This window comes from Modestobacter italicus, from assembly GCF_000306785.1.
GTDB lineage: Bacteria > Actinomycetota > Actinomycetes > Mycobacteriales > Geodermatophilaceae > Modestobacter > Modestobacter italicus.
Genome location: NC_017955.1, coordinates 3,829,070 through 3,848,005, shown reverse-complemented (window position 1 = coordinate 3,848,005; position 18,936 = coordinate 3,829,070). Strand labels below are relative to the sequence as shown.

The 18,936-nt window shown below is 69.3% G+C and carries 18 protein-coding genes and 1 other annotated feature; of the genes, 13 read left to right on the top strand and 5 right to left on the bottom strand.

Annotated features, from left to right (window positions below; translation table 11 throughout):
• Positions 1 to 6: 6 nt before the first annotated feature.
• Positions 7 to 5,115, bottom strand: a complete 5,109-nt coding sequence (locus MODMU_RS30110) for an RHS repeat-associated core domain-containing protein (protein WP_014741853.1) — start codon at positions 5,113 to 5,115, stop codon at positions 7 to 9.
• Positions 5,116 to 5,175: 60 nt separating this feature from the next.
• Between MODMU_RS30110 and MODMU_RS18295 the strand changes: the two genes are divergently transcribed.
• Positions 5,176 to 6,425 (top strand): IS3 family transposase gene (locus MODMU_RS18295; RefSeq protein ID WP_231851682.1). Its coding sequence is split into 2 segments (ribosomal slippage): positions 5,176 to 5,455 and positions 5,455 to 6,425, totalling 1,251 coding nucleotides; the frame shifts between segments, so codons are not numbered across the junction.
• Positions 5,454 to 5,582 (top strand) — a sequence feature (AL1L pseudoknot). It overlaps the preceding gene by 129 nt.
• On the opposite strand, the gene MODMU_RS18290 is transcribed toward MODMU_RS18295, so the two are convergent.
• The gene (locus tag MODMU_RS18290) at positions 6,405 to 8,009 is read right to left on the bottom strand and encodes a DNRLRE domain-containing protein (protein WP_014741852.1); all 1,605 of its coding nucleotides are present in this window, start codon (positions 8,007 to 8,009) and stop codon (positions 6,405 to 6,407) included. The two genes, MODMU_RS18295 and MODMU_RS18290, sit on opposite strands and share 21 nt — an antisense overlap.
• Before the next feature lie 993 nt (positions 8,010 to 9,002).
• Here MODMU_RS18290 and MODMU_RS18285 point away from each other — a divergent pair.
• The 4 genes from MODMU_RS18285 (at position 9,003) to MODMU_RS29670 (ending at position 11,992) form a co-directional block, all read left to right on the top strand.
• Complete coding sequence (locus MODMU_RS18285; protein ID WP_014741850.1) at positions 9,003 to 9,449, top strand: hypothetical protein; 447 nt, start codon at positions 9,003 to 9,005, stop codon at positions 9,447 to 9,449.
• Between the two features lie 88 nt (positions 9,450 to 9,537).
• Positions 9,538 to 10,743 carry an IS30 family transposase gene (locus MODMU_RS18280; RefSeq protein ID WP_051144019.1) on the top strand — a complete coding sequence of 402 codons (1,206 nt, stop codon included), beginning with the start codon at positions 9,538 to 9,540 and terminating at the stop codon, positions 10,741 to 10,743.
• Between the two features lie 86 nt (positions 10,744 to 10,829).
• Positions 10,830 to 11,381: a transposase gene (locus tag MODMU_RS29675; protein WP_014741848.1), complete on the top strand. Its 552-nt coding sequence runs from the start codon at positions 10,830 to 10,832 to the stop codon at positions 11,379 to 11,381.
• Positions 11,369 to 11,992 carry an IS3 family transposase gene (locus MODMU_RS29670; protein ID WP_231851681.1) on the top strand — a complete coding sequence of 208 codons (624 nt, stop codon included), beginning with the start codon at positions 11,369 to 11,371 and terminating at the stop codon, positions 11,990 to 11,992. The genes MODMU_RS29675 and MODMU_RS29670 overlap by 13 nt, the downstream gene beginning before the upstream one ends.
• 79 nt (positions 11,993 to 12,071) lie before the next feature.
• Here MODMU_RS29670 and MODMU_RS27210 read toward each other — a convergent pair whose 3' ends face one another.
• Positions 12,072 to 12,692 (bottom strand): Asp23/Gls24 family envelope stress response protein, encoded by a 621-nt coding sequence (locus MODMU_RS27210; protein WP_166503536.1) that lies wholly within the window; start codon positions 12,690 to 12,692, stop codon positions 12,072 to 12,074.
• Positions 12,693 to 12,697: 5 nt separating this feature from the next.
• A complete protein-coding gene (locus tag MODMU_RS18265; RefSeq protein ID WP_083869856.1) occupies positions 12,698 to 13,264 on the bottom strand; it encodes an RNA polymerase sigma factor in 567 nt (188 codons plus the stop codon).
• 153 nt (positions 13,265 to 13,417) lie between these two features.
• Here MODMU_RS18265 and MODMU_RS18260 point away from each other — a divergent pair, with 153 nt between their 5' ends.
• Genes MODMU_RS18260 through MODMU_RS18235 form a run of 7 tightly spaced genes read left to right on the top strand, consistent with a single transcriptional unit; the run spans position 13,418 to position 16,262 of the window.
• On the top strand, positions 13,418 to 13,870 hold the full coding sequence (locus MODMU_RS18260; protein ID WP_014741844.1) for an Asp23/Gls24 family envelope stress response protein: 453 nt from the start codon (positions 13,418 to 13,420) through the stop codon (positions 13,868 to 13,870).
• Positions 13,867 to 14,211, top strand: a complete 345-nt coding sequence (locus MODMU_RS18255; protein ID WP_014741843.1) for a hypothetical protein — start codon at positions 13,867 to 13,869, stop codon at positions 14,209 to 14,211. The genes MODMU_RS18260 and MODMU_RS18255 overlap by 4 nt, the downstream gene beginning before the upstream one ends.
• Positions 14,212 to 14,227: 16 nt before the next feature.
• A complete protein-coding gene (locus MODMU_RS27855; protein WP_014741842.1) occupies positions 14,228 to 14,476 on the top strand; it encodes a hypothetical protein in 249 nt (82 codons plus the stop codon).
• 35 nt (positions 14,477 to 14,511) lie between these two features.
• Positions 14,512 to 14,688: a hypothetical protein gene (locus MODMU_RS28645; protein WP_041795427.1), complete on the top strand. Its 177-nt coding sequence runs from the start codon at positions 14,512 to 14,514 to the stop codon at positions 14,686 to 14,688.
• The gene (locus MODMU_RS18245; RefSeq protein WP_014741840.1) at positions 14,685 to 15,134 is read left to right on the top strand and encodes an Asp23/Gls24 family envelope stress response protein; all 450 of its coding nucleotides are present in this window, start codon (positions 14,685 to 14,687) and stop codon (positions 15,132 to 15,134) included. The genes MODMU_RS28645 and MODMU_RS18245 overlap by 4 nt, the downstream gene beginning before the upstream one ends.
• A gap of 31 nt (positions 15,135 to 15,165) precedes the next feature.
• The gene (locus tag MODMU_RS18240) at positions 15,166 to 15,693 is read left to right on the top strand and encodes a DUF6286 domain-containing protein (protein WP_014741839.1); all 528 of its coding nucleotides are present in this window, start codon (positions 15,166 to 15,168) and stop codon (positions 15,691 to 15,693) included.
• Entirely contained in the window at positions 15,690 to 16,262 is a 573-nt protein-coding gene (locus MODMU_RS18235) for an alkaline shock response membrane anchor protein AmaP (protein WP_014741838.1), read from the top strand. The genes MODMU_RS18240 and MODMU_RS18235 overlap by 4 nt, the downstream gene beginning before the upstream one ends.
• Positions 16,263 to 16,803: 541 nt before the next feature.
• Here the strand turns inward: MODMU_RS18235 and MODMU_RS18230 are convergent.
• Entirely contained in the window at positions 16,804 to 17,295 is a 492-nt protein-coding gene (locus MODMU_RS18230; RefSeq protein WP_014741837.1) for a mycothiol transferase, read from the bottom strand.
• A gap of 925 nt (positions 17,296 to 18,220) precedes the next feature.
• Between MODMU_RS18230 and MODMU_RS18225 the strand changes: the two genes are divergently transcribed.
• Positions 18,221 to 18,775: a TetR/AcrR family transcriptional regulator gene (locus tag MODMU_RS18225; protein ID WP_014741835.1), complete on the top strand. Its 555-nt coding sequence runs from the start codon at positions 18,221 to 18,223 to the stop codon at positions 18,773 to 18,775.
• Positions 18,776 to 18,936 lie beyond the last annotated feature (161 nt).

The window sequence follows — 18,936 nt, the reverse complement described above, 5'->3', positions numbered from 1 at the left end:
ATCCCTTCAGAAACGATGCGTTCCAAACTTTGTGTTGGTTCTCGCCAGTTCAACACCCCGGTGCGATCCCTTGGTGCCAATCCGGAAATTGTAGAAGTGCTTCGTTCCCTTGCTCCATCCCATCCGCAGTGCACCTCCGCGATTGCTGTTCAGTATGCCTCCAGGACGGAAAAGCTTTGACTTCGCCCCGATCCCTGGAAGGCGTGCGCTGAGGGTGCCTAGTGAGCGGCTGAACTTGGTGGCACGAGCAAGTCGGCCGACCAGTTGCCCCCCGGGCAAGAGTCCTACTGCCGCACCAGCCGCCTTGCCCCACTGGCCAGTTGCAGCGTATGCACCTGCAGCGACACCTGCCGCCGCCATGCCCAAAGGACCAGGGATGAAGGAGGCGACGGATGCTGCGCCGCCGACTACGTTAGCTGCCTTCCTCAACCATCCAGGCATCCGACCGTCCAGATCAAACTGGTTAGTGGGATCACCATTTGCGTACTCGTAATCATTGGCGCTGCCACCTGCTACTGGATCGACTGTAAGAAAGCGGCCCAGCGGAGCTGAGTACAGGCGCACGCCCATCAATGTCAGGCCACCAGGCGTGCTGGCGTCGCGTTGGTGGCTGCCGAGCCAGCCGTAGCGAGCCATCGTTGTGTTAGCGGCGGGTGCAGTGCGGGGAACGCCGTACTCGGTGTTTTCAACAAGTGTCATGTCGGCTGGTGCCACTGAATCCTTTGGCACAGTGGCTGCGATGTCGCCGTGCAGGTTGGCCAGTTGCAGCATCACGGTGGCGCCGGCGGTTCCGCTGCGAGTAACGGTGGCGGCCAGGCCGCCGAAGGAGATGATGTTGCGGGTGTATTCGTTGCTTGCTTCTTTGACGACATCGGGATTGTCGTCATCGCCGGTGTAGTAGCTGACCTCGGTCCGCGAGACACCAGGCGTGGCGTTGTCGGTATCCGTGCGAACGCTCCGGCGGGCTGTCGCGTCGAGCGTGATGGTGGTGCTGCGGTCGGATTGGCTCATGCTTGCGACCAGGTCGTCGACGTAGTAGTCGAGCATGACGTCGCCGCCCTGACCGATGGTGTCCGTGGATGGCAAGGTCCGGGTCCGACCGAATGCGTCGTAGCGCAGGGAGGCTCGGGCCGCGGCCGGCTGGAGTCGGTCGGCGGTGTCGTAGGTGTAGGTGTCGGTGGCCGGGATGGTGGCTGGACAGGTGCCTTGCGGTGCCCCGGCATTCGCGGCCTGCGTGAGGGTAGTGCGGTTGGAATTGACGTCGAAGCCGTAGGAGCGGGTGCAGGACGGTCCCGTGGGCATGCCGTTGCTGGTCACGGCGGTGGTGTCGGTCGCGGTCGTCAACCGACCAAGACCGTCGTAGCCATAGCGGCTGGCCCGAGCGGTGCCGGTGGCTGACACAGTGCGGTAGGTGTCGACCTGATCGAAGCCGTTGAGAGTTGCGGTGGAGCGCAACCAGTCGCTAACCGTGCCGTCGGTTGCGGTCTTGCGGTAGGTGAGGCTGGTCGCGTCCCCGCCGGCGTCGCGGATGGTGGTGGCGGTGAGGCCGCCGGGCAGGTTCTCGCGAATGAGGGTGCCATCGGCGCCGTAGCGGGCGGTGAAAGTGCCGACGCCAGAGATGTCGATGCTGGTGGGGAGACTGCCTCGTTCGCCGTCGCCGTCATAGCTGACGATGCGGCTGCCGTGAGTGTTGGTCACGGTGGAGAGTCGCCCGACGCTGTCGTAGGTGTAGGTCGTTACTAGCCCGCTGCTGTCTGTGTAGCTGGTCAGGCGGCTGTAGGCGTCATAGACGCGAGCCACCGCGCCGGTGCCGGCGCCGGTGCTGCCAGTGGCGCTGCCGTCGGGGTTGATGGTGCGGCTCTGGGCGCTGAGACCTGCGGCGGTGTAGGTGGTCTCCGCGGTCGGGCGGAGCTGCCCAGGTTCGATGCCGTTGCCGGTGGTAGTCGTGCGCCGCACCCGGCTCGCGCTGTCGTAGCTGATGTCGGCTGTGCGGGTGACACCGGCGCCAGTCTCGACCGTGCGGGTGGGGTCGCCGTAGACGTCATAGCCGGTCACGTGGCTGGTCGGTACGGGAGCTCCGGCGGACGGGACGCCGCCGGGCAGGGTCTTGCACAGCCAGCCGGCCCACTCGGCTTTGGCGCACCCAGGATCGGCGTTGTTGACGGCTGAGTAGTAGGTCGTGGTGGTGGTGGCTGCGGTGGTGGTGCTGGTGCCGCCGGAGGGCAGGGTGGAGGTGGTCGTGCGGCCCTGGTTGTCGATGGTTTGGCGGGTAATGACCTCGGCTGCGCCCCCGCCAGGGCTGACCCGGGTGGCGGTGGGAATAGCGAAGGTCCAGGCGTTGAATGTGCCGTACTCGAGGGTGGTGATGCGGCGCAGTCCGTCCCCGTCGAGTGTTGGCAGGCCTGCTTCGGTACCAGTGGAGCCGGTGGGCAAGGCGCTGATGATCTCAACGGCATCAGTGATTGTCTGCACAGGGATGTGCAGGTACTGGCCGGGGAAGTCAGAGTGGTTGGCGGGGGTGTCGTAGGTGGTGGTGGTGCGGGTGCGGGCGTTGGCCATCCGGTCACCAGCGGCGACGGTCACCCAGCGGGCGGGGCCGTAGGCGCGCAGCAAATCCATGCCGTCGCCGGAGTAGACGTTGACCGAGTCAAGGAGTTTGGCCTGGGTGGCTTCGGCGTCAGGGTCGGCGCCTGCTGCCAGAGCGCGGTCGCGGTTGCCGGCAGTGAGGGAGCGGATGACGTTGCCCCGGCCGTCGGGGTCGTACTCGGTGGTGGTGATGCGCCACGCCGGGTCTTGGTTGGCGCCGGTGTCCTGGTCGGCGGTGCCGCCGTAGTTGGCGGTGTTGACGGTGCGGCCGTTGACGTCCAAGGCGTACAGGGTTGCCTCGCGCCACTGGACGGCGGTCGGGGTGGTGTCGGGGATGGTGGCTGGGTCGAAGACGGCGGTCAGGTCGGTCGGGACGACCGCCTGTCCCCAGCGGGCGACCTCGCCGGCGGCGAAGGAGGGCAGCCCGGTAGTGGAGCCGTCCAGGCCGAGGCCGTAGCGGACCGAGGTGGTCTGGTCGGGCAATCCGCTGCCGGTGGCGTCGGACAGGGTTGCCGAGGTCAGCCGGGGCTGCACCCGGTTGTCATAGCCCAGTGTCCAGGTGGCGGTGCCCCCAACCGGGGTGATGGTGTTGAGCCGGCCGCCGATGAGGTAGCTGTAGGTGACCTTCTGGCCGGTGCGCGGGTCGGTGACCTGGGTCAGCCGACCGTCGGCGTTGTAGGTGTAGCTGGCCAGGGTGATCTGCTGGGCTTGGACGGGGGTGTCGCCGGTGACCAGGCCGGTGCCGGTGGCCGCGGCGCCGGTCGCCCACAGTTTGATCGAGTCCAGCCGCTCGCCGGCGCCAGTGCCGGTGTAGACGAACTCCAGCGCCCGGCAGCCGGCCGCCAGGGTCGGGGCCGGGGCGGTGCACGGGGTGCCGGCGTCGGTGGGTGCGAGCAGCCACTTGGGGTTCCCAGGCGTGGTGTACTCAATTTTGGTCACCGCGGGGGGCTGGTCGGTGCCAGCCGCGGTCTTGCCCCGTAGGGCCTCGACCTTCTCCACCCGGAACGGTGTTGTGGGCGCGGCGGTGGACGTGGGGTGGCCGGGGCCGGCGTCGGCGCGGCGGAAGGTGACCTTGTCCCCGTCGATGTCCTTGAGCACGTAGCTGGCCGCGGTCGTGCCAGCGCCGGGGTCGAAGGTCAGCGTCCAGCCCTCGGTGCCGGCCTCGCCCTCGGCGACGTAGTCATTCGGCGTGGCCGAGGACTTCCGCAGGAAAGGCATCTGCGTGCCGTCGCCGCGGGTGATCAGCACCGAGTCGGTGCGGTCGATGAGGCTCTGGTAGTCCGCGCCGGCCTCATCCACCGCCAATGACAGCGACCAGCCAGAGCCAAAGGGCCCGGCGCGGTTGGGGGCGTTGCTGGCGAAGGAGCGGGTGGCGGCCAGCCCACCGGAGGGAGCGGTGACGTCGGCGTCGCGGCCGGTCACGGAGTAGGCGCCGGTCAGCAGACCAACGGTGCCGGGGCCGGCGTCGGCGGTGGCGTTGGCGCCGGTGAGCCCGGCTCGGTCGACGGTGATTTGGGTGACCCCGGTACAGCGTGTGCCGTCGGGGTCGGTCGCGGCCTTGCCCGCCACCCGCAGGCAGGCGCGCACCTGCTTGAGCCCGTCGTCGGGGATGGTGGAGGTGGCATTCCAGGTGTAGACGTCGACGGAGGCCTTGCCGCCGTCTTCGTCCTTGACCGGCAACCAGGTGGTGGTGCCGGTCAGGGGGGTGACGGTGCCGCCGGTGGACGTTTGCAGGTCCTGGGTGGGGTTGATGTCGGCCCAGCCACCGTCGAGGGTCAGGTCGTAGTTGCGCCACTGGAACTTGACTTGGTCGTAGCTGACCCCGCCGGGGCGGACCTTGGCGGTGGCCTTGAGCTGGGTGCGGGCCTGGGTGACCCGCTGGAACTGGGTCGGGTTCTTGAGCACGCCGGCGCCGATGGTGACGGTGCCGGTCCCGTCGTTGAGGACGAGGTTGCCGCCCTGGAATTCCTGCCGGGTGCCGCCGCCGATCCGGAGCGGGTCGCTTGTGGGGTACCCGAGCCAGCTCTTCTCGTAGTCCAGCGATGCCCACGTGTTGAAGATCGGGCCGGCGGCGATGTCATGGGCGCCGGTCCCACCGGTCCAATAGATCATCCCGTTGCTGAACTGGTTGTACTTGCCGTAGCCGTCCGGGGCGGTCAGCTCGTCGGTCTTGGGATACCCCAGGTAGCTGTTTTCCCATCCGATGGCCGCCCACCGGTCACGGATGGAGCCGCCGATCGCGTGCGCTCCGGTGCCGGGGGACCAGTAGATCGACCCGCCGGTGAAGTGGTTGTAGCGGCCGGATCCGTTGGGCACGCTCAGCTCGTCGGTGATCGGGTAGCCCAGCGTGCTGGTCTCCCAGCCCAGCGCGCCCCACTTGGTGCGGATCTCGCCGCCGATGATGTGCGGACCGGTGCCCGGGGACCAGTAGATCGATCCGCCCTGGAAGTGGGTGTAGTAGCCACTACCGTTGGGGACGCGGGTGTCTCCGGTGGTCGGCAGGCCGAGCAGCCCGTCGGGTCCATTCACGGAGTAGTTATCCCGCCCCGGGTCTGATGGAGGCTCTCAATCCACGTGAGGATGAGAGTCATGGCGGCACCGAGGAAGTACCCCGACGAGCTGCGTGAGCGGGCGACCCGGCTGGCGGTCGAGGCGCGGCGTGACCCGGCGACCCGGACCGGGGCGTTGAAGCGGATCGGCGCGCAGTTGGGCATCAACGCCGAGACGCTGCGCAACTGGGTGATCCAGGCCGAGATCGACGAGGGCCACCGACCGGGCACCACGACCGATGACGCCACCCGGCTGGCCGAGCTCGAGCGTGAGGTCCGCGAGCTTCGTCGAGCGAATGCGATCTTGAAGAGCGCGTCGGCTTTCTTCGCGGCGGAGCTCGACCGCCCCTCCCGCTGATCGTCGCCTACATCGATCAGCACAAGCTCGAACACGGGGTCGAGCCGATCTGCGCGGTCCTCACCGAGGCCGGCGCGAAGATCGCCCCGAGCACCTACTACGCACACCGCACCCGCCCGCCGTCGGCGCGATCGGTCACCGACGCAGCAACCACCGAGGTCATCGAGCAGGTGCATGCCGACAACTACGGGGTCTATGGCGCCCGCAAGGTGCATGCCGAAGTGCGCCGGCAGGGCCACCCGGTGGCCCGCTGCACCGTCGAACGGCTGATGCGCGCCGCCGGCCTGCGCGGCATCACGCGGGCGAAAGGCCCGCGCACCACCGTGCCCGGCGCGGCCCCGGACACCCGCCCGGACCTGGTGGAACGGGCGTTCACCGCGACCGGCCCGGACCAGCTGTGGGTCGCCGACATCACCTACTGCCGGACCTTCTCCGGCTGGGTCTACGCCGCCTTCGTCATCGACGTGTTCTCCCGCCGGGTGGTCGGCTGGCAGCTGTCCCGCTCGCTGCGCACCGACCTCGCCCTGGACGCCCTGGAGATGGGCATCTGGACCCGCCGGCGCGCCGGCCACGACGTGACCGGGCTGGTCCACCACTCGGACAAGGGCGTCCAGTACGTCGCCGTGCGCTACACCCAGCGCCTCGCCGAGGCCGGCGCGGTCGCCTCCGTCGGCTCCACCGGCGACTCCTACGACAACGCCCTGGCCGAGGCGTTCAACTCCCTCTTCAAGGCCGAGCTGGTCCGCAACCGCGGGCCCTGGAAGGGCATCGACGACCTCGAGATCGCCGTCGCCGAGTACATCGACTGGTTCAACCACCGACGGCTGCACGGTGAGATCGGGCTGGTCCCGCCGGCCGAGCACGAAGACGACTTCTACCGGCACAACACCGCGGCGACTACCGTCGCCGCGTCAGTTCCGAGCCTCCACTGAACCCGGGGCGGGACAGTACTTGGCCCGGATGTCGCCGCAGACGGCGAGACCGTTCCACTGGTCGCAGTTGCCGTCGTAGGAGAACGTCAGGGTGGGCACGTTGCCGCCGGCGTTGCCGGAGTTGAACTTCTTCCAGGCCAGGCTGTCGGTCTCGCTTCCGGCCATCACGGCGAGGGACATCTGCGGGCCGTAGTAGGCGGTGCGCTCATCGGCGTACTGGCCCAGCCAGTTGGTCATGTTGAAGTTGACCCAGTTCGCGGGGCAGCCGGCGCTGTAGCCGAGGGCGACGTTGGCGTTGGCGACGATGCCGCCGATCCCTGGCTGGTTGTTCCAGGTGACGGTGTTCGGGTCGAACCAGTCGGCGTCCCGGATGTCCACCCAGCGGGCGGTGCAGGAGTAGGAGTAGTTCTCAAACAGTGACAGCTGCGCTGACTGCACGAACTTGTTCATCGCAGGGGCCACGTCGAACAGCAGCAGTGAGCGGTCCACCTGGCCGCCGCCGTTGGGGGAGCCGACGCGGAGCTCCGTGCTGCCGCCCTGCGGGGTGTTGGCGATGTTGTTCTGCACGAATGTGTCCCCGAGCAGGCCAAGGGTCTGCGTCGGGTCGATGGTGACCGGGTAGACGGTGGCCGGGTCGGTCAGAAAGGCCTGCGGCGGGGTGAGCACCACTGTCGCCTCGGTGTCGGCGGCTGTGGGGGGCGCGAGGTCTAGGCCGACCGGTGCGGTGACCGCGGGGTCGCCGGTGTGCGGGTCGGTCCGCGCGTCCCACATCAAGGGTGCGTTGGCTGTCCCGACCACGTCGGTGCCTTCGCGGACCTCCAGGTGCCCTCCGGGGGCTTCGCTGACCGTGGCCCCGTCGCTGCTCAGCGGGAACTCCAGCGTGCTCAGCGCAGCCAGGGTGGCGGCGTCGGGCAGCTGGTTGACCACCAGGTGCTGGGTGAACCCTTGCCGGGTCGCGGTCAGCACCAGGTCGACGGCCGGCAGCACGTTGCGGTAGGTCGCGGTGTCTTCCTCGAGCACCGGCCGGGGCAGGTCGCCGTCCCAGCCCAGCTGGACCGAGATCTCCTCACCGTCTCCGAGCGCCGCCATCGGAGCGCCTGCATCACCGTCGGAGAAGGTGATGTCTCCGGTGATCGCCTTGGGCTGCACCCCGTCGGCGGTGAACTCCAGGGTGGTGTCGACCGGCACCCAGTCGCCGTCCACCTCGGTGCGCACCGGCCCCGCCGACGTCTCGACCGTGACCGTGCCATCGGGCTGGGCGTGGCTGATCGACGTCTCTGTCGTCGACGCGGTGATCTCCACCGCCTTGCCGGTCTCCTCCGCTTCGTCCAGGGCGGCTGACTTTGCTCGGTAGTCATCGAACGCCTGTTGCTGCTCGGGTGTCCGGGTGACCTCAACGTCCGACGGGATGACCGGGTCCGTCGACGGCGTCGTGTCCGGCACCGGACCTGACGGCACCGGGACCGGGTCATCGGAGACCCGCTCCACCGGCGACGACGGCAGCGAGGTGTCCGACGGGGCCGCCTGCGCCGGCGTCGCCTGCAGCACACCGCTGACCAGCACACCGGCCAGCAGGACACCCAACGGGCCTCGCGTCCGCCATGAACGAACCTGATCAGCACCGGACCAACGCTTCGACACAGACATCCCCCGCAGGCAGTCGAACACGACAGGCGGCCGAGAGGATCAAGTCCGGGCCGGATGAGCGCTCACACAGTGGCAGCGGTTGATGACTGAGAGCAATACACAGCCCGGCCACAAGTTGGTTACAGAGCGCAACATCAGTAACGCGACTCAGTCGCCGGACGCCTGGCCACTTGCAGCCGTCCGGGCCGCTGTTGGTCTACTCGGCATGGTTGTGCGCAGCCACTGCAGGTACGAGCCACGACTGATCCGCCGCGCCGCGGGGACGCCCGTCAGTTCGGCTACTTCCGCGGAAATCTGCCGTGCGATCCCGTGACGAAACTCAGGAGCTTGCGAGTTCCGATTGACCAGTTCCAAGGCGGAGTCGAGGGGGATGTGCGGTGTGCATCCCTCGCCCAGGCCCTAGCGCCGCCTGGTGTGCTGGCCCGGTCAGGCATCCTCGCTGGTCGAGCGCTTAGCGCGGCTCGGTTGCACCCGCATAGGTTCTCCCGGCATCTTCGGGGAGCAGACCCGCTGAACGGTGTGCATGGCCGTGAACGTGCAGGTCATGCCGGAGCGGAACCGGGGGAGTTATCCGGCGAGCGCGACTGCGGCCGGTTGGTCCTCCTTGCCGTGACGAAATCAAGGCTCCTGTACCGGGGTCGAGGGTAAGGAGCTCAGCCTCGCCCTCGTCGGCGAACAGGAGTGGACAGACCCACGCGGCAGGGCGACGTTCGTCGCCGCGACCGGGTGGCGGCTCAACCGTCGATGGCTGATCGGGCCACCCAAGATCTTCGCCGCAAGGAGGGTGGGAGCACGACGCGACGCCGACACTCGTCCGCGCGAGGCTCGGATGCGCACCACGTTGGACGCCGTTGAGGCTGTCCCTGAGGGCGGCTTCAGGGACACCTCTGGTTCCGCATCAAAACTCCTCGCGCTCGCTACCGTGCCCACGTGGAGGAGGAGTACGGGCCGGAGGAGTTCGAGCAGCGCTGGCTGCGCTTCGAGTTGTGGGGCGGCCTTGGCGTGCACAACGGGCTCTTCCACCACATCCACTCCGAGGCCCACAGGATCGAGCCGCTGTTCAACCGCGGCGCCGAGTGGCGGGCGTGGTGGTCGACCACGAGCAAGGCACCTGCGTTGGACCTGGGCCTGGCGATCGTCTGGCCGGACCGGACTCCGCCGGATGACTTCTTCCTCCCGCAACGGGTCGCGCGGGGCCGCAAGCAGCACTTCGTGCGGCTCCACATCGACGCAGGCCAGGTCGAAGCGGTCCCGAAGGAGAACCGGCGCAACCTGACGGTGCCCGCCGTCCTGGAGGCGCTGCGTTGGCTCACCAGCGAGCTGAAGCTCGACCCTCCGCCGGAGCGCCTGCCAGAGGGCGTACTACCGGACCAGTAAGCCCCAGGTAGCGCACGGACCGGTGTCCCATAGTGGGCGGCGCATTCAGGCGGTCGTCGCAACACCCCTGTGAGCGCGAGGTGTTGTGGTGGTTTCGGAATGGCGGCGGGTTCGGGATGAGCGGCAGCAGCGGTTCTGGGAGCTGGTGACTTCGGGGGCTGCCTTCTCGCAGGCCTGTGAGGCTGTCGGCGTGGATCGGCGGCAGGGATATCGGTGGCGGCGTGCCTCGGGCGGTCGACCGCCGGCGGCGCCACGGGTGGTGTCGGCGAGGTATCTGTCGCTGGAGGAGCGGCTGCAGATCGCCGACCTGGATCTGGCCGGGGCGTCGGTGCGCTCGATCGCCGCTCAGCTCGGTCGCGCGCCGTCGACGATCAGTCGCGAGCTGCGCCGCAACAGGCCCACGCCGGCGGCCGGGCGGGCAAAGCGGGCGAAGTACGCCCCGTACGCAGCGCACAGACGCGCCGGGCTGCGGGCGCGGCGGCCCAAGCCGTTCAAGCTGGAGGACGCACGGCTGGCGCTGGCGGTGCAGGACAAGCTGTGCCTGAAGTGGAGCCCGGCCCAGATCAGCGCGCACCTGGCCGGCGAGCATGGCGACGAGGCGGCGATGCGGGTGAGTCACGAGACCATCTATCAGGCGCTGTTCGTGCAGGGCCGCGGCCAGCTGCGCACCGAGTTGCACCGGCATCTGCGCACCGGTCGGGCCTGGCGCCGGCCGCAGGGGTTCTCCGGCCCGACCAGGGCGAAGATCTCCGGGATGGTCTCGATCAGCGAACGGCCGGCCGAAGCCGCCGACCGGGCGGTGCCCGGGCACTGGGAAGGCGACCTGATCATGGGCACCGGCTGCAGGTCGGCGATCGGCACCCTGGTCGAACGCCAGACCCGCTTCTGCCTGCTCATCCACCTGCCCGACGGGCACGGCGCCGAGACCGTCCGCGACCGGCTGGTCGCCGCGATCACGACCCTGCCCGAGCAGCTGCGCCGCTCGCTGACCTGGGACCAGGGCACGGAACTGGCCCAGCACCAGGCCATCACCCTCGCCACCGACATGGCGATCTACTTCTGCGATCCACATTCACCCTGGCAGCGCGGCAGCAACGAGAACACCAACGGCCTACTGCGCCAGTACTTCCCCAAGAGCACCGACCTCTCAGTACACAACGCTGAACACCTCGAGGCCGTCGCTGCTGAACTCAACGGCAGACCCCGCCAGACCCTCGGATTCATCACCCCCGCCCAAGCAATGCAGCGGCTACTGTCCGACCCCGAAAAGCCAGTCGTTGCGACGACCGCTTGAAACCGCCGGCCGCTCAAGGACGGGACTGCTGTCGGTTGGGTTGACACCGCTTCTGTGGGACGAGGTCCCGCGGGGAGGATGTCGCTGTGCCGAAGAAGTTCCCACCTGAGTTCGAGCGTGACATGGTCCGGGTCGCCCGCCGGGGCGGGGTGACCCACGCTGAGGTCGCCCACAACTCGGACATCTCGGTGGAGTCGGTGCGCCGCTGGGCTCGCCAGGTCGACGTCGATGACGGCGTCATCAAGGGGCAGACGAGCACCGAACAGTCCGAGCCGGTCCAGTTTGCGCCGCCAGATGCGCAGGTTGGAGATGGAGAACGCGATCCTGCGCCGCGCGGCGGCCTACTTCGCCCAGAGCTCACTCCCCAAATGAGCTACCCGCTGGTCCGTGACCTGGCCGCCGAGGGCATCCCGGTGCGGCTGACCTGCGGGGTGCTGGGCCACTCGCCCCCGGCCTACTACGCCTGGACTGCCGCCCCGATCACCCGGCGCGATCTCGCCGACGCCTACCTCGCCAACGCCCTCGGCGACGCCCACGGCGATGACCCGGAGTTCGGCTACCGGTTCCTCGCCGACGAGCTCAAGCATGCCGACCATCTGGCTGGTGAGCGGCGCATCTGGCGGCTGTGCTCGGAGTAGAAACTTTGGTCGACCACGGTCCGCAAGAGGCGGCGAGGCGCGGGCAAGAGCCCTGGACCGGCGGTCCACGACGACCACGGGCGGCGGAGGTTCACCGCGCTGGCCCCCCCGACCGGGTGTGGCTGACCGACATCACCGAGCACCCCACCAGTGAGGGCAGGCTCTACTGCTGCGCGATCAAGGACCTGTTGAGCAACCGCATCGTCGGCTATGCCATCGATGAACGGATGACCGCGCACCTGGCCGTCACAGCCCTGCGCACCGCCGTGGCCCGACGCCGGCCCGCTGGCGTGGTGGTGGTTCACAGCGACCGCGGGTCGCAATTCCGAGCACGATCATTTCGCGCCGTTCTGACCGCCGCCGGGTTGCAGGGCTCGATGGGATGGGTCGCCTCCCCAGGCGACAACGCCGCGATGGAGTCCTGGCATGCACTGTTGTATAAGGACGTCCTGGACCGCCGGCGCTGGCGCACCCGCGACAAACTGCACCAGGCGATCGTGTTCTGGACCGAGCACACCTACAACCGCCGCCGCCGGCAACGCGCCCTCGGCAAGCCCACCCCCGTCGAGTTCGAACTTGCCTTCACCGCTCAAGCCGGGATCGCTGCATGAGCAGTCCCAACCGCCGTCAACCGAAGCTGCAGCAGTCCCGGTGGGCAGTTCGGTGGATGGGTTGCCACGAGGACCCGGGCTAGGACCGGACGTCGACTACGGTGACGTTGACCTCGGTGGTCCGCAGACCGGTGTGCACCCGCAGGTGATCGGCGATCCGGTCGCGGACCTGCTGTGCCACCCGCGGGATCGACACGCCTAGGTCGACGGCGATCTGGACGTCGATGACGACGCGGTCGCCGGCCAGGCCGACGTCCGTGGCGTCCTCGGAGCCAGCGACCGCCGCCGGATCGCTCTCCTCACCGGAGCCGGTGGCGACGCGGCCACCGCCGAGGGCGAGGGTCACGTGCGGTACGGATTCCGCGGCCAGGCGGGCGACCGCGCCGACGACCCGGGCGGCGATCCGGGTCTGCCCTGCGTCGTCGCGCAGGACAGCCGACCACCCGGAACGGGCGAGCTCCCGGATCTCGGACATCACGGCCTGCAGCAGTCCGGCGGGGGCGCGCACGTCCTCGTGGGCCAGGTCGAGCACCGGTGCCCACAGCTCGCTGAGGTGGGTGAGTGTCGCTCGGCAGTGCGGGCAGGAGGCCTGGTGCACCGGGTCGCGGGGCGGGGTGCCGTCGATGACCTGCTGCAGGAGGTCATCGGCCCGCACCCCGCAGGGGAGGCGATCGCCGTGCCGGTCGTCGTGGTCGGTCATGCCGGTCACCTCCACTCCTGTAGGGTCGTGGCCAGGGCCCGCCGAGCCCGGTGGGCGCGGACCTTGGCCGCACTCTCACCGATGCCGAGGATGCGCCCTGTCTCGGCGAAGGTGTATCCCGCGAAGGTCGTGAGCACCAGCGGCGCGCGCTGGTCAAGCGGCAGAGCCAGCAGCGCACGGCGGACGGCGTCCCGGCTCTGGGCGGTGACGGCGAGGGTGTCCGCGGCGGGGGAGTGCGGCATGCCCGGAGCGGGCTGGTCCCCCTCCGGCAGCGGGCCGACCGGACGGCGGGCGCGGTGCAGGTTGCGGCACCGGTTGATCAGGATGCGGGTCACCCACGTGGAGAACCCCGACTCGCCGCGGAAGGCCGGCAGGTGCTCCCAGGCCTGCAGCAACGTCTCCTGGACCACGTCCTGGGCATCGGAGGGGCTGCCGGTCATGCGCAGCGCGACCCGGTAGAGCTGGTCCTGGTGGCTGCGGACGAGTGCGGCGAAGGCGTCCTCGTCACCACGTCTGGCCAGCTCCACCCGGTGGACCTCCAGCGGGTCGGGACCTCCTGCTGGAGGCGTCACGCTACGTGACCCCTGAGGGACCGAAAGTTCTTACGCACTTCCGGTAACTCCTCGTCTCCGGTGGTGTCCAACAAGAGTGAGCCGCGGGTGGGAGGGCACTCCTGTCCCCGGCCCGAGACGGTAACCGAACCCCGAACAGAAGAAGGTCCTCCCATGACCCAGTCCTCCGGCACCTCGTCCTCCAGCGCCGTCGCCACGGCCTCCCCCTCGACGCTGCAGAGCACCCAGGGCACCACCACGATCGCCCAGGACGTCGTCCAGAAGATCGCCGGCCTCGCCGCGCGCGAGGTGTCCGGTGTGTACGCCCTCGGTGGCGGCGCTGCCCGCACCCTGGGCGCCCTGCGCGAGCGCATCCCGGGTGCCCAGCAGTCCATCGGCCAGGGCGTCTCGGTCGAGGTCGGCGAGAAGCAGGCTGCCGTCGACCTGGACATCGTCACCGAGTACGGCGCGCCGATCGCCGACGTGGCCCGCTCGGTGCGGCGCAACGTGATCTCCTCGGTCGAGGGGATGACCGGCCTGCAGGTCACCGAGGTCAACATCTCGGTCAACGACATCCACCTGCCCACCGACGACGAGGGCCAGCAGGAGCCTGCGCGCGTCCGATGAGCACCCCCGCCGACCCGTCGACGGCGGAGGCCGCCGCGGCCGACGCGGTGGCCACCGCCGTGCTCGGCTGCCCGGCCGTGGCCGGCCTGCACCCCGGTGGGCTGGTCCACCGAACGGTGACGTACCTGCCCGGACGCCGGGTCGAGGGTGTGCACCTCGACGACGACCGGATCGCGGTGTCCGTCGTCGGCGCGCACGGGATCCCGATCACCCTGCTGGCCGACCAGGTGCGTACCGCGGTCGCACCACTGGCCGGCGGGCGGCGCGTCGACGTCCACGTCGCCGACCTGCAGCTGCTCACCGAGCAGCCGCCGGCCCTGCCGGCGGCGTCCCCGGCCTGAGCCGGCGGCGCACCCGATGTCCCCTGCCCCCGGACCGGAGGAACGCCGCCGGCGTCGCCGGCTGCTCAAGGCCCACCACCCCGACCTCGGTGGTGACCCCGATCAGTTCATCCAGGCGCTGACCTCCTTCGAGGAGGGGGGACGTCGCCCCGCGGCGGCGTCCACCCCCCTCGGGGAGGAGGTCCGGTTCGCCCGGCGGCCCCGCGGCCTCGCCCGGGTGACCGCCTGGTACCGGCGGCGGCGCCGTCCACCACGCGTGCAGTGACCCATCCCCGTCCCACCTCGGTCCTGGAGGACCTCATGCCCCCGTCCGTCATCGGCCTGCTCACCGGCCTACTGCTCGGCCTCGCCTGGGTCATCGGAGGCTTCGACGCCTTCCTCGGCACCGCCCTGCTGGGCGCCGTCGGCTTCATCGTCGGCAAGGTCGCCGCTGGCCAGCTCGACCTCACCCGCTACCTCGGCGGCGGCTCCCGGTGAGCACCGCACTGACCGAGCAGCCCGGGTCTGCTCCGGTGGGCTCGCAGACCCCGGCCGATGTCGGCAGTGCCTTCCCCGAGCTGGGTGACCCCGCCGACCGTGGCAGCCTGAGCGTCGCCGACAAGGTGGTCGAGCGTGTCGCCGGCTACGCGGTCACCCTGGTCGACGGCGCCAGCGCTGCGCCCCGCCGGGTGCTCGGCATCGCCGTCGGCGGCGCACGGGAGGACCGTGAGGCGTCGGTCGACGCCCGGGTGGACGGGCACACCGCCACGGTCGAGGCGTCGGTGGCCATCGGCTGGCCGGCATCGGTGCGCACGGTCGCTGCCCGGTTGCGCCAGCAGGTCCGCGAGGACGTCGAACGCATCACTGGGGTCCAGGTGGCGCACGTCGACATCGACGTGGTCAGCCTCACCGCCCCCGCGTCCACCCGGCGGCGCGTCCAGTGACCGCCCCCACCCTGTCCCCGGAGGAACCCACGTGCACGTGCTGAACCGGGTACTGGCCACCCTGCTGGCCCTGGGTCTGTTCCTGGGTGGGCTGCTCGCGGTCGTCGAGATCGTCCTGGCCGTCCTGGACCGCCCGTCCTGGTTGATCCCGCACCAGCAGTGGGCGCAGTCGCTGACCGGTGAGAGCTTCGGCGGCGGCGTCGTCCGCGCCGTCCTCATCGGCCTGGTGGTCCTCGGCCTGCTGCTGCTGCTCGTCGGTCTGGGCCGTGGCAAGCCCGGGTCCATCCCGCTGCCGGCCCGCACCGACGGTGTGCAGGTCACCGCCTCCCGCCGCGGCCTCGAGCGTTCCCTCGTCACCTCCGCTCGGCGCGCCGATGGCGTGCGCAGCGCGCGGGCGAAGGTCGGCCGGAGGAAGGTGACGGTGAAGGCGAGCACCGCCGTCCGGTCCGGGGACCTGCAGCAACCAGTCACCGCCGCGGTCACCGAGCGCCTGGCTGAACTGAGCCTCACCGGTGTCCTGCGTCCCCGCGTCACCGTCTCCCAGGAGAAGTCCCGATGAGCTCCCGCGTCAACGGCGTCAACCGCACTCTGCTCACCTCGCTCGGCGTGCTCCTGCTCGTCTCCGGCGGGCTGGGGCTGGCCTACAGCTTCGGCGCGTTCGGCGACGGGCAGCACCCGCTGGTGCCCCAGGGCATGCGCGACCTCGCCGCTGACCAGCCGTGGTTTTGGTGGGCCGTCGCTGCGGTGTGCCTGCTCATCGCCCTGCTCGCCCTCAGCTGGCTGCTGGCTCAGCTGCGCACCGACCGGGTCGGCGAGGTGGACCTGACCACCGACGACCGCGACGGGCTCACCACCCTGCACGGGGGTGCCCTCACCGAGGCGGTGGAGACCGAGACCGAGCAGCTCCGTGGAGTCGTCGGCGCATCAGCGCATCTGCGCGACCGGCGCGGACAGCGGCTTGCGCTGAGCGTCGACCTCGCCGAGTACGCCGACATAGCCGAGGTGCGCGCTGCTGTGGAGGACCGGGTGGTCGCCCACGCCCGCCGAGCAGTCGACGACCCGGACCTGCCTGTGGACGTGGAGCTGCGCCCCAGCGCCAGCCGATCAGCTGGACGTGGCCTTCGCTGATGCTGGAGCCGCTGCCCGGCCGGCGCTCCACCCGGGCCGCACCGCGGATGTCGCTGACAGCTCGTCGAACGCCGACCGAAGCGCCACCGGCCAACGGGTGAGCATCAGCGGCCATCCGGGTGGCCAAGATTCAGGCGGCGGTCGCAAGATCGACAAGCGGTAGTAACAGCAGCTCAAGGCTGAGCGCGAAGCGGCGGCGCAACGAAGGGCCGGTCCAGGTCTGGCGCATCGTCGACGCCCATGCTGCTCCATCGCGCGACCGGCCGCCGCTTCTTTCGCGCGTACGTGTCCGTGGTCGGCGATCATGATCACTGGAGACGGACGTCGGGATCTTCCTCGCGGGGGAGACCTCGAAGTGGCTCGGCCGGTGGACCGTGGCAACTGACTGGTGTTGGCCTTGACCAGCGCGGTGACCAGCAGTGCGGTCGGTCGCCGCGCGGCTTGATGTCCAAGTCGAAGGGTTGTCGACCAGGCTCGCGTTGAGCTGAGCGCTCCATTTCTTGGCCCGGCGAACAGTAGTGCTCCTACATCTCCGACGGCTTCACCGGGCGGCCAGAACTTGCTCGCGCAGGATGTCGGCGTGGCCGCAGTGGTGCACGAGGTCGTGCAGCAACCGGAGATAGACGCTCACCACCGACTGCTCGTCCCGACCGTGGACCGTGCCCCCGAAGGCCAGGTCGGCTGCGGCATCCCGGGAGTGCCGACAGGCAGTGGTGTGGGCCTGCCGGACCGAGGCGATGGTGTCCTCCTGCGTCAGCACGAATGACCGATCCGGCGTCGATGCCACCCCGAGCTCGCTGAGCGGCTGTCCGGTGACGCGATGCTGCAAGTAGAACGTCTCTACATAGGTGACGTGCTTGACCAGACCCAGCAAGGTGGTCCTCGATGGCACGAGCGACCTCCGCGCCTCCTCCTCGCTCAATCCGTCCAGACAGTCGTGGAGTATCGCTCGGTAGTGGTCCAGGGCCGCGTCCAGCTGAGCGCGGACGTCCACGACGACGGCGGTATCGGAGCGCACCGCGGGGTGGGTCATCCATTGCCTCCAGGGACTCGAAGAGAGTGAGCAGCTCATCGATGACGAGATCTGCGGGGACTGCCGGACCTCAGTTGAGCTGGTGCGGTAGAGGCGGTGAGGACGCGTGAGCGGCCTGGTTCAGTGTCTCGCACCTGACGGGCGTCATGCGGCTGAGCGCGTCTTGGCGCCGGGGCCAGTGGCGCGTCTTCTCGATGAGGATGACCGGGAGGCAGAGGTGTTCGCGAGTCATTCGGCGTCGGCGATCGAGAACGTTCATCCGCAGGAGGCTGGATGTGGACTCATCGCGGCCTTGGCGGCGCGGGCCTCACCTCGCCGCGTCGAGTTCCGTTGTTGCGCATCTCGGAGAGCCGAACGCAGGTGCGGGAGCGGCAGTCACTGCCGAGCGCGCAGTCGACACCTGAGAACCAACGCTGGCAGCTCCGGCCAGCGAGTCTCCTCTTCACTGCGAGTCGGGTCCTGTCAGCTGTGCTGGCGCTGGACTCAACATCGCTAGTGCTCGACCGACGCTGTCAACAGTGGTCGGGAACTTCAATTGCGTGAAGCGCGGCGGATCCTCGCCGTCACGCTCAGTTTGGAAGGCGGCGGAGGGCACGTCATGAGTTTCTCTTCGTCGGGCAACGCGGCGCAGGCCTTTGCCGAGTCCGTCACACCTCCGGTGTCGCCCGACGAGCGGCCGACCAGCCCCTGTGAGAGGAGGGAATCTGACCTGCTTCGTGCGATGACGGCGTCAAGCGCTTCCCACTCGTCTCCAGTCGAGAAGCCGGCCGGGGCTCAACGTCTACCAAGTCACGAGCGGCCCAGCTGGCGTCGGCCAGGGAGCACTACGTCGGCTTCCGCCAGCCGCCCAGACGATCCATCCCGACGAAGAGGCCGACCCCGGGACAGCTCGAAGGACGAGGCCATCAAGTCTGCCGTCATCCAGGTGCTCATCGACGACGGTTACGCAGGCGTGACCGTCGATGGCGTGGCGGCCACGGCGGGCGTCGGTAGGGCCACGATCTATCGCCGATGGAGCACCATGCCGGATCTGGTCGCTGAGGCTCTGCGGGATCTGGGCTCGTCGTCGATCGAGACTCCCGACACCGGATCACTCGAGGAAGATGCCCTTGTGCTGCTGCGCTGGCTCATCGGAGCGGTGAACGGGCCACTGGGCACGGTGACGTTGTCGCTTCCGCGTGACTTCGGCGCGCTGTCGGCGTTCTCCACGGGACCTCTCGAAGCGTGGAAGTCGGCGTTCGCCCGAACCTGGGATCGGTGGACACCCTGCAACGGAGACCGGGACACGTTCATCAGGGGCAGCGCGGTCGCGGACGCAGCCAGCGACCCCGTGGTCCACCAGTGGCTCTTCTCGGACCAGATTGTTCCGACGGCGTTGGCCGATGAGGTGCTGAAGTGCGTGATCTCACCGCTGACTTCTCCCACACCGCAATTGGCTACCTGGATCAATCGACGAGAACAGCTGCACCGAACCTGCTAGCTGTGATGCCCGGCAGCGTTGATGAGACTGGTGCTGTTGATCGGTGGATTGCCGGCAGAGTGCGGTGTGGCTGCGGTGATGGTTCTAGGCGTGCGACCAGCCGGGCAAGGCGGTGGCGCGGGTCGGCTGCCGGCCACAGCCGACCTCATGATGGCCCTACA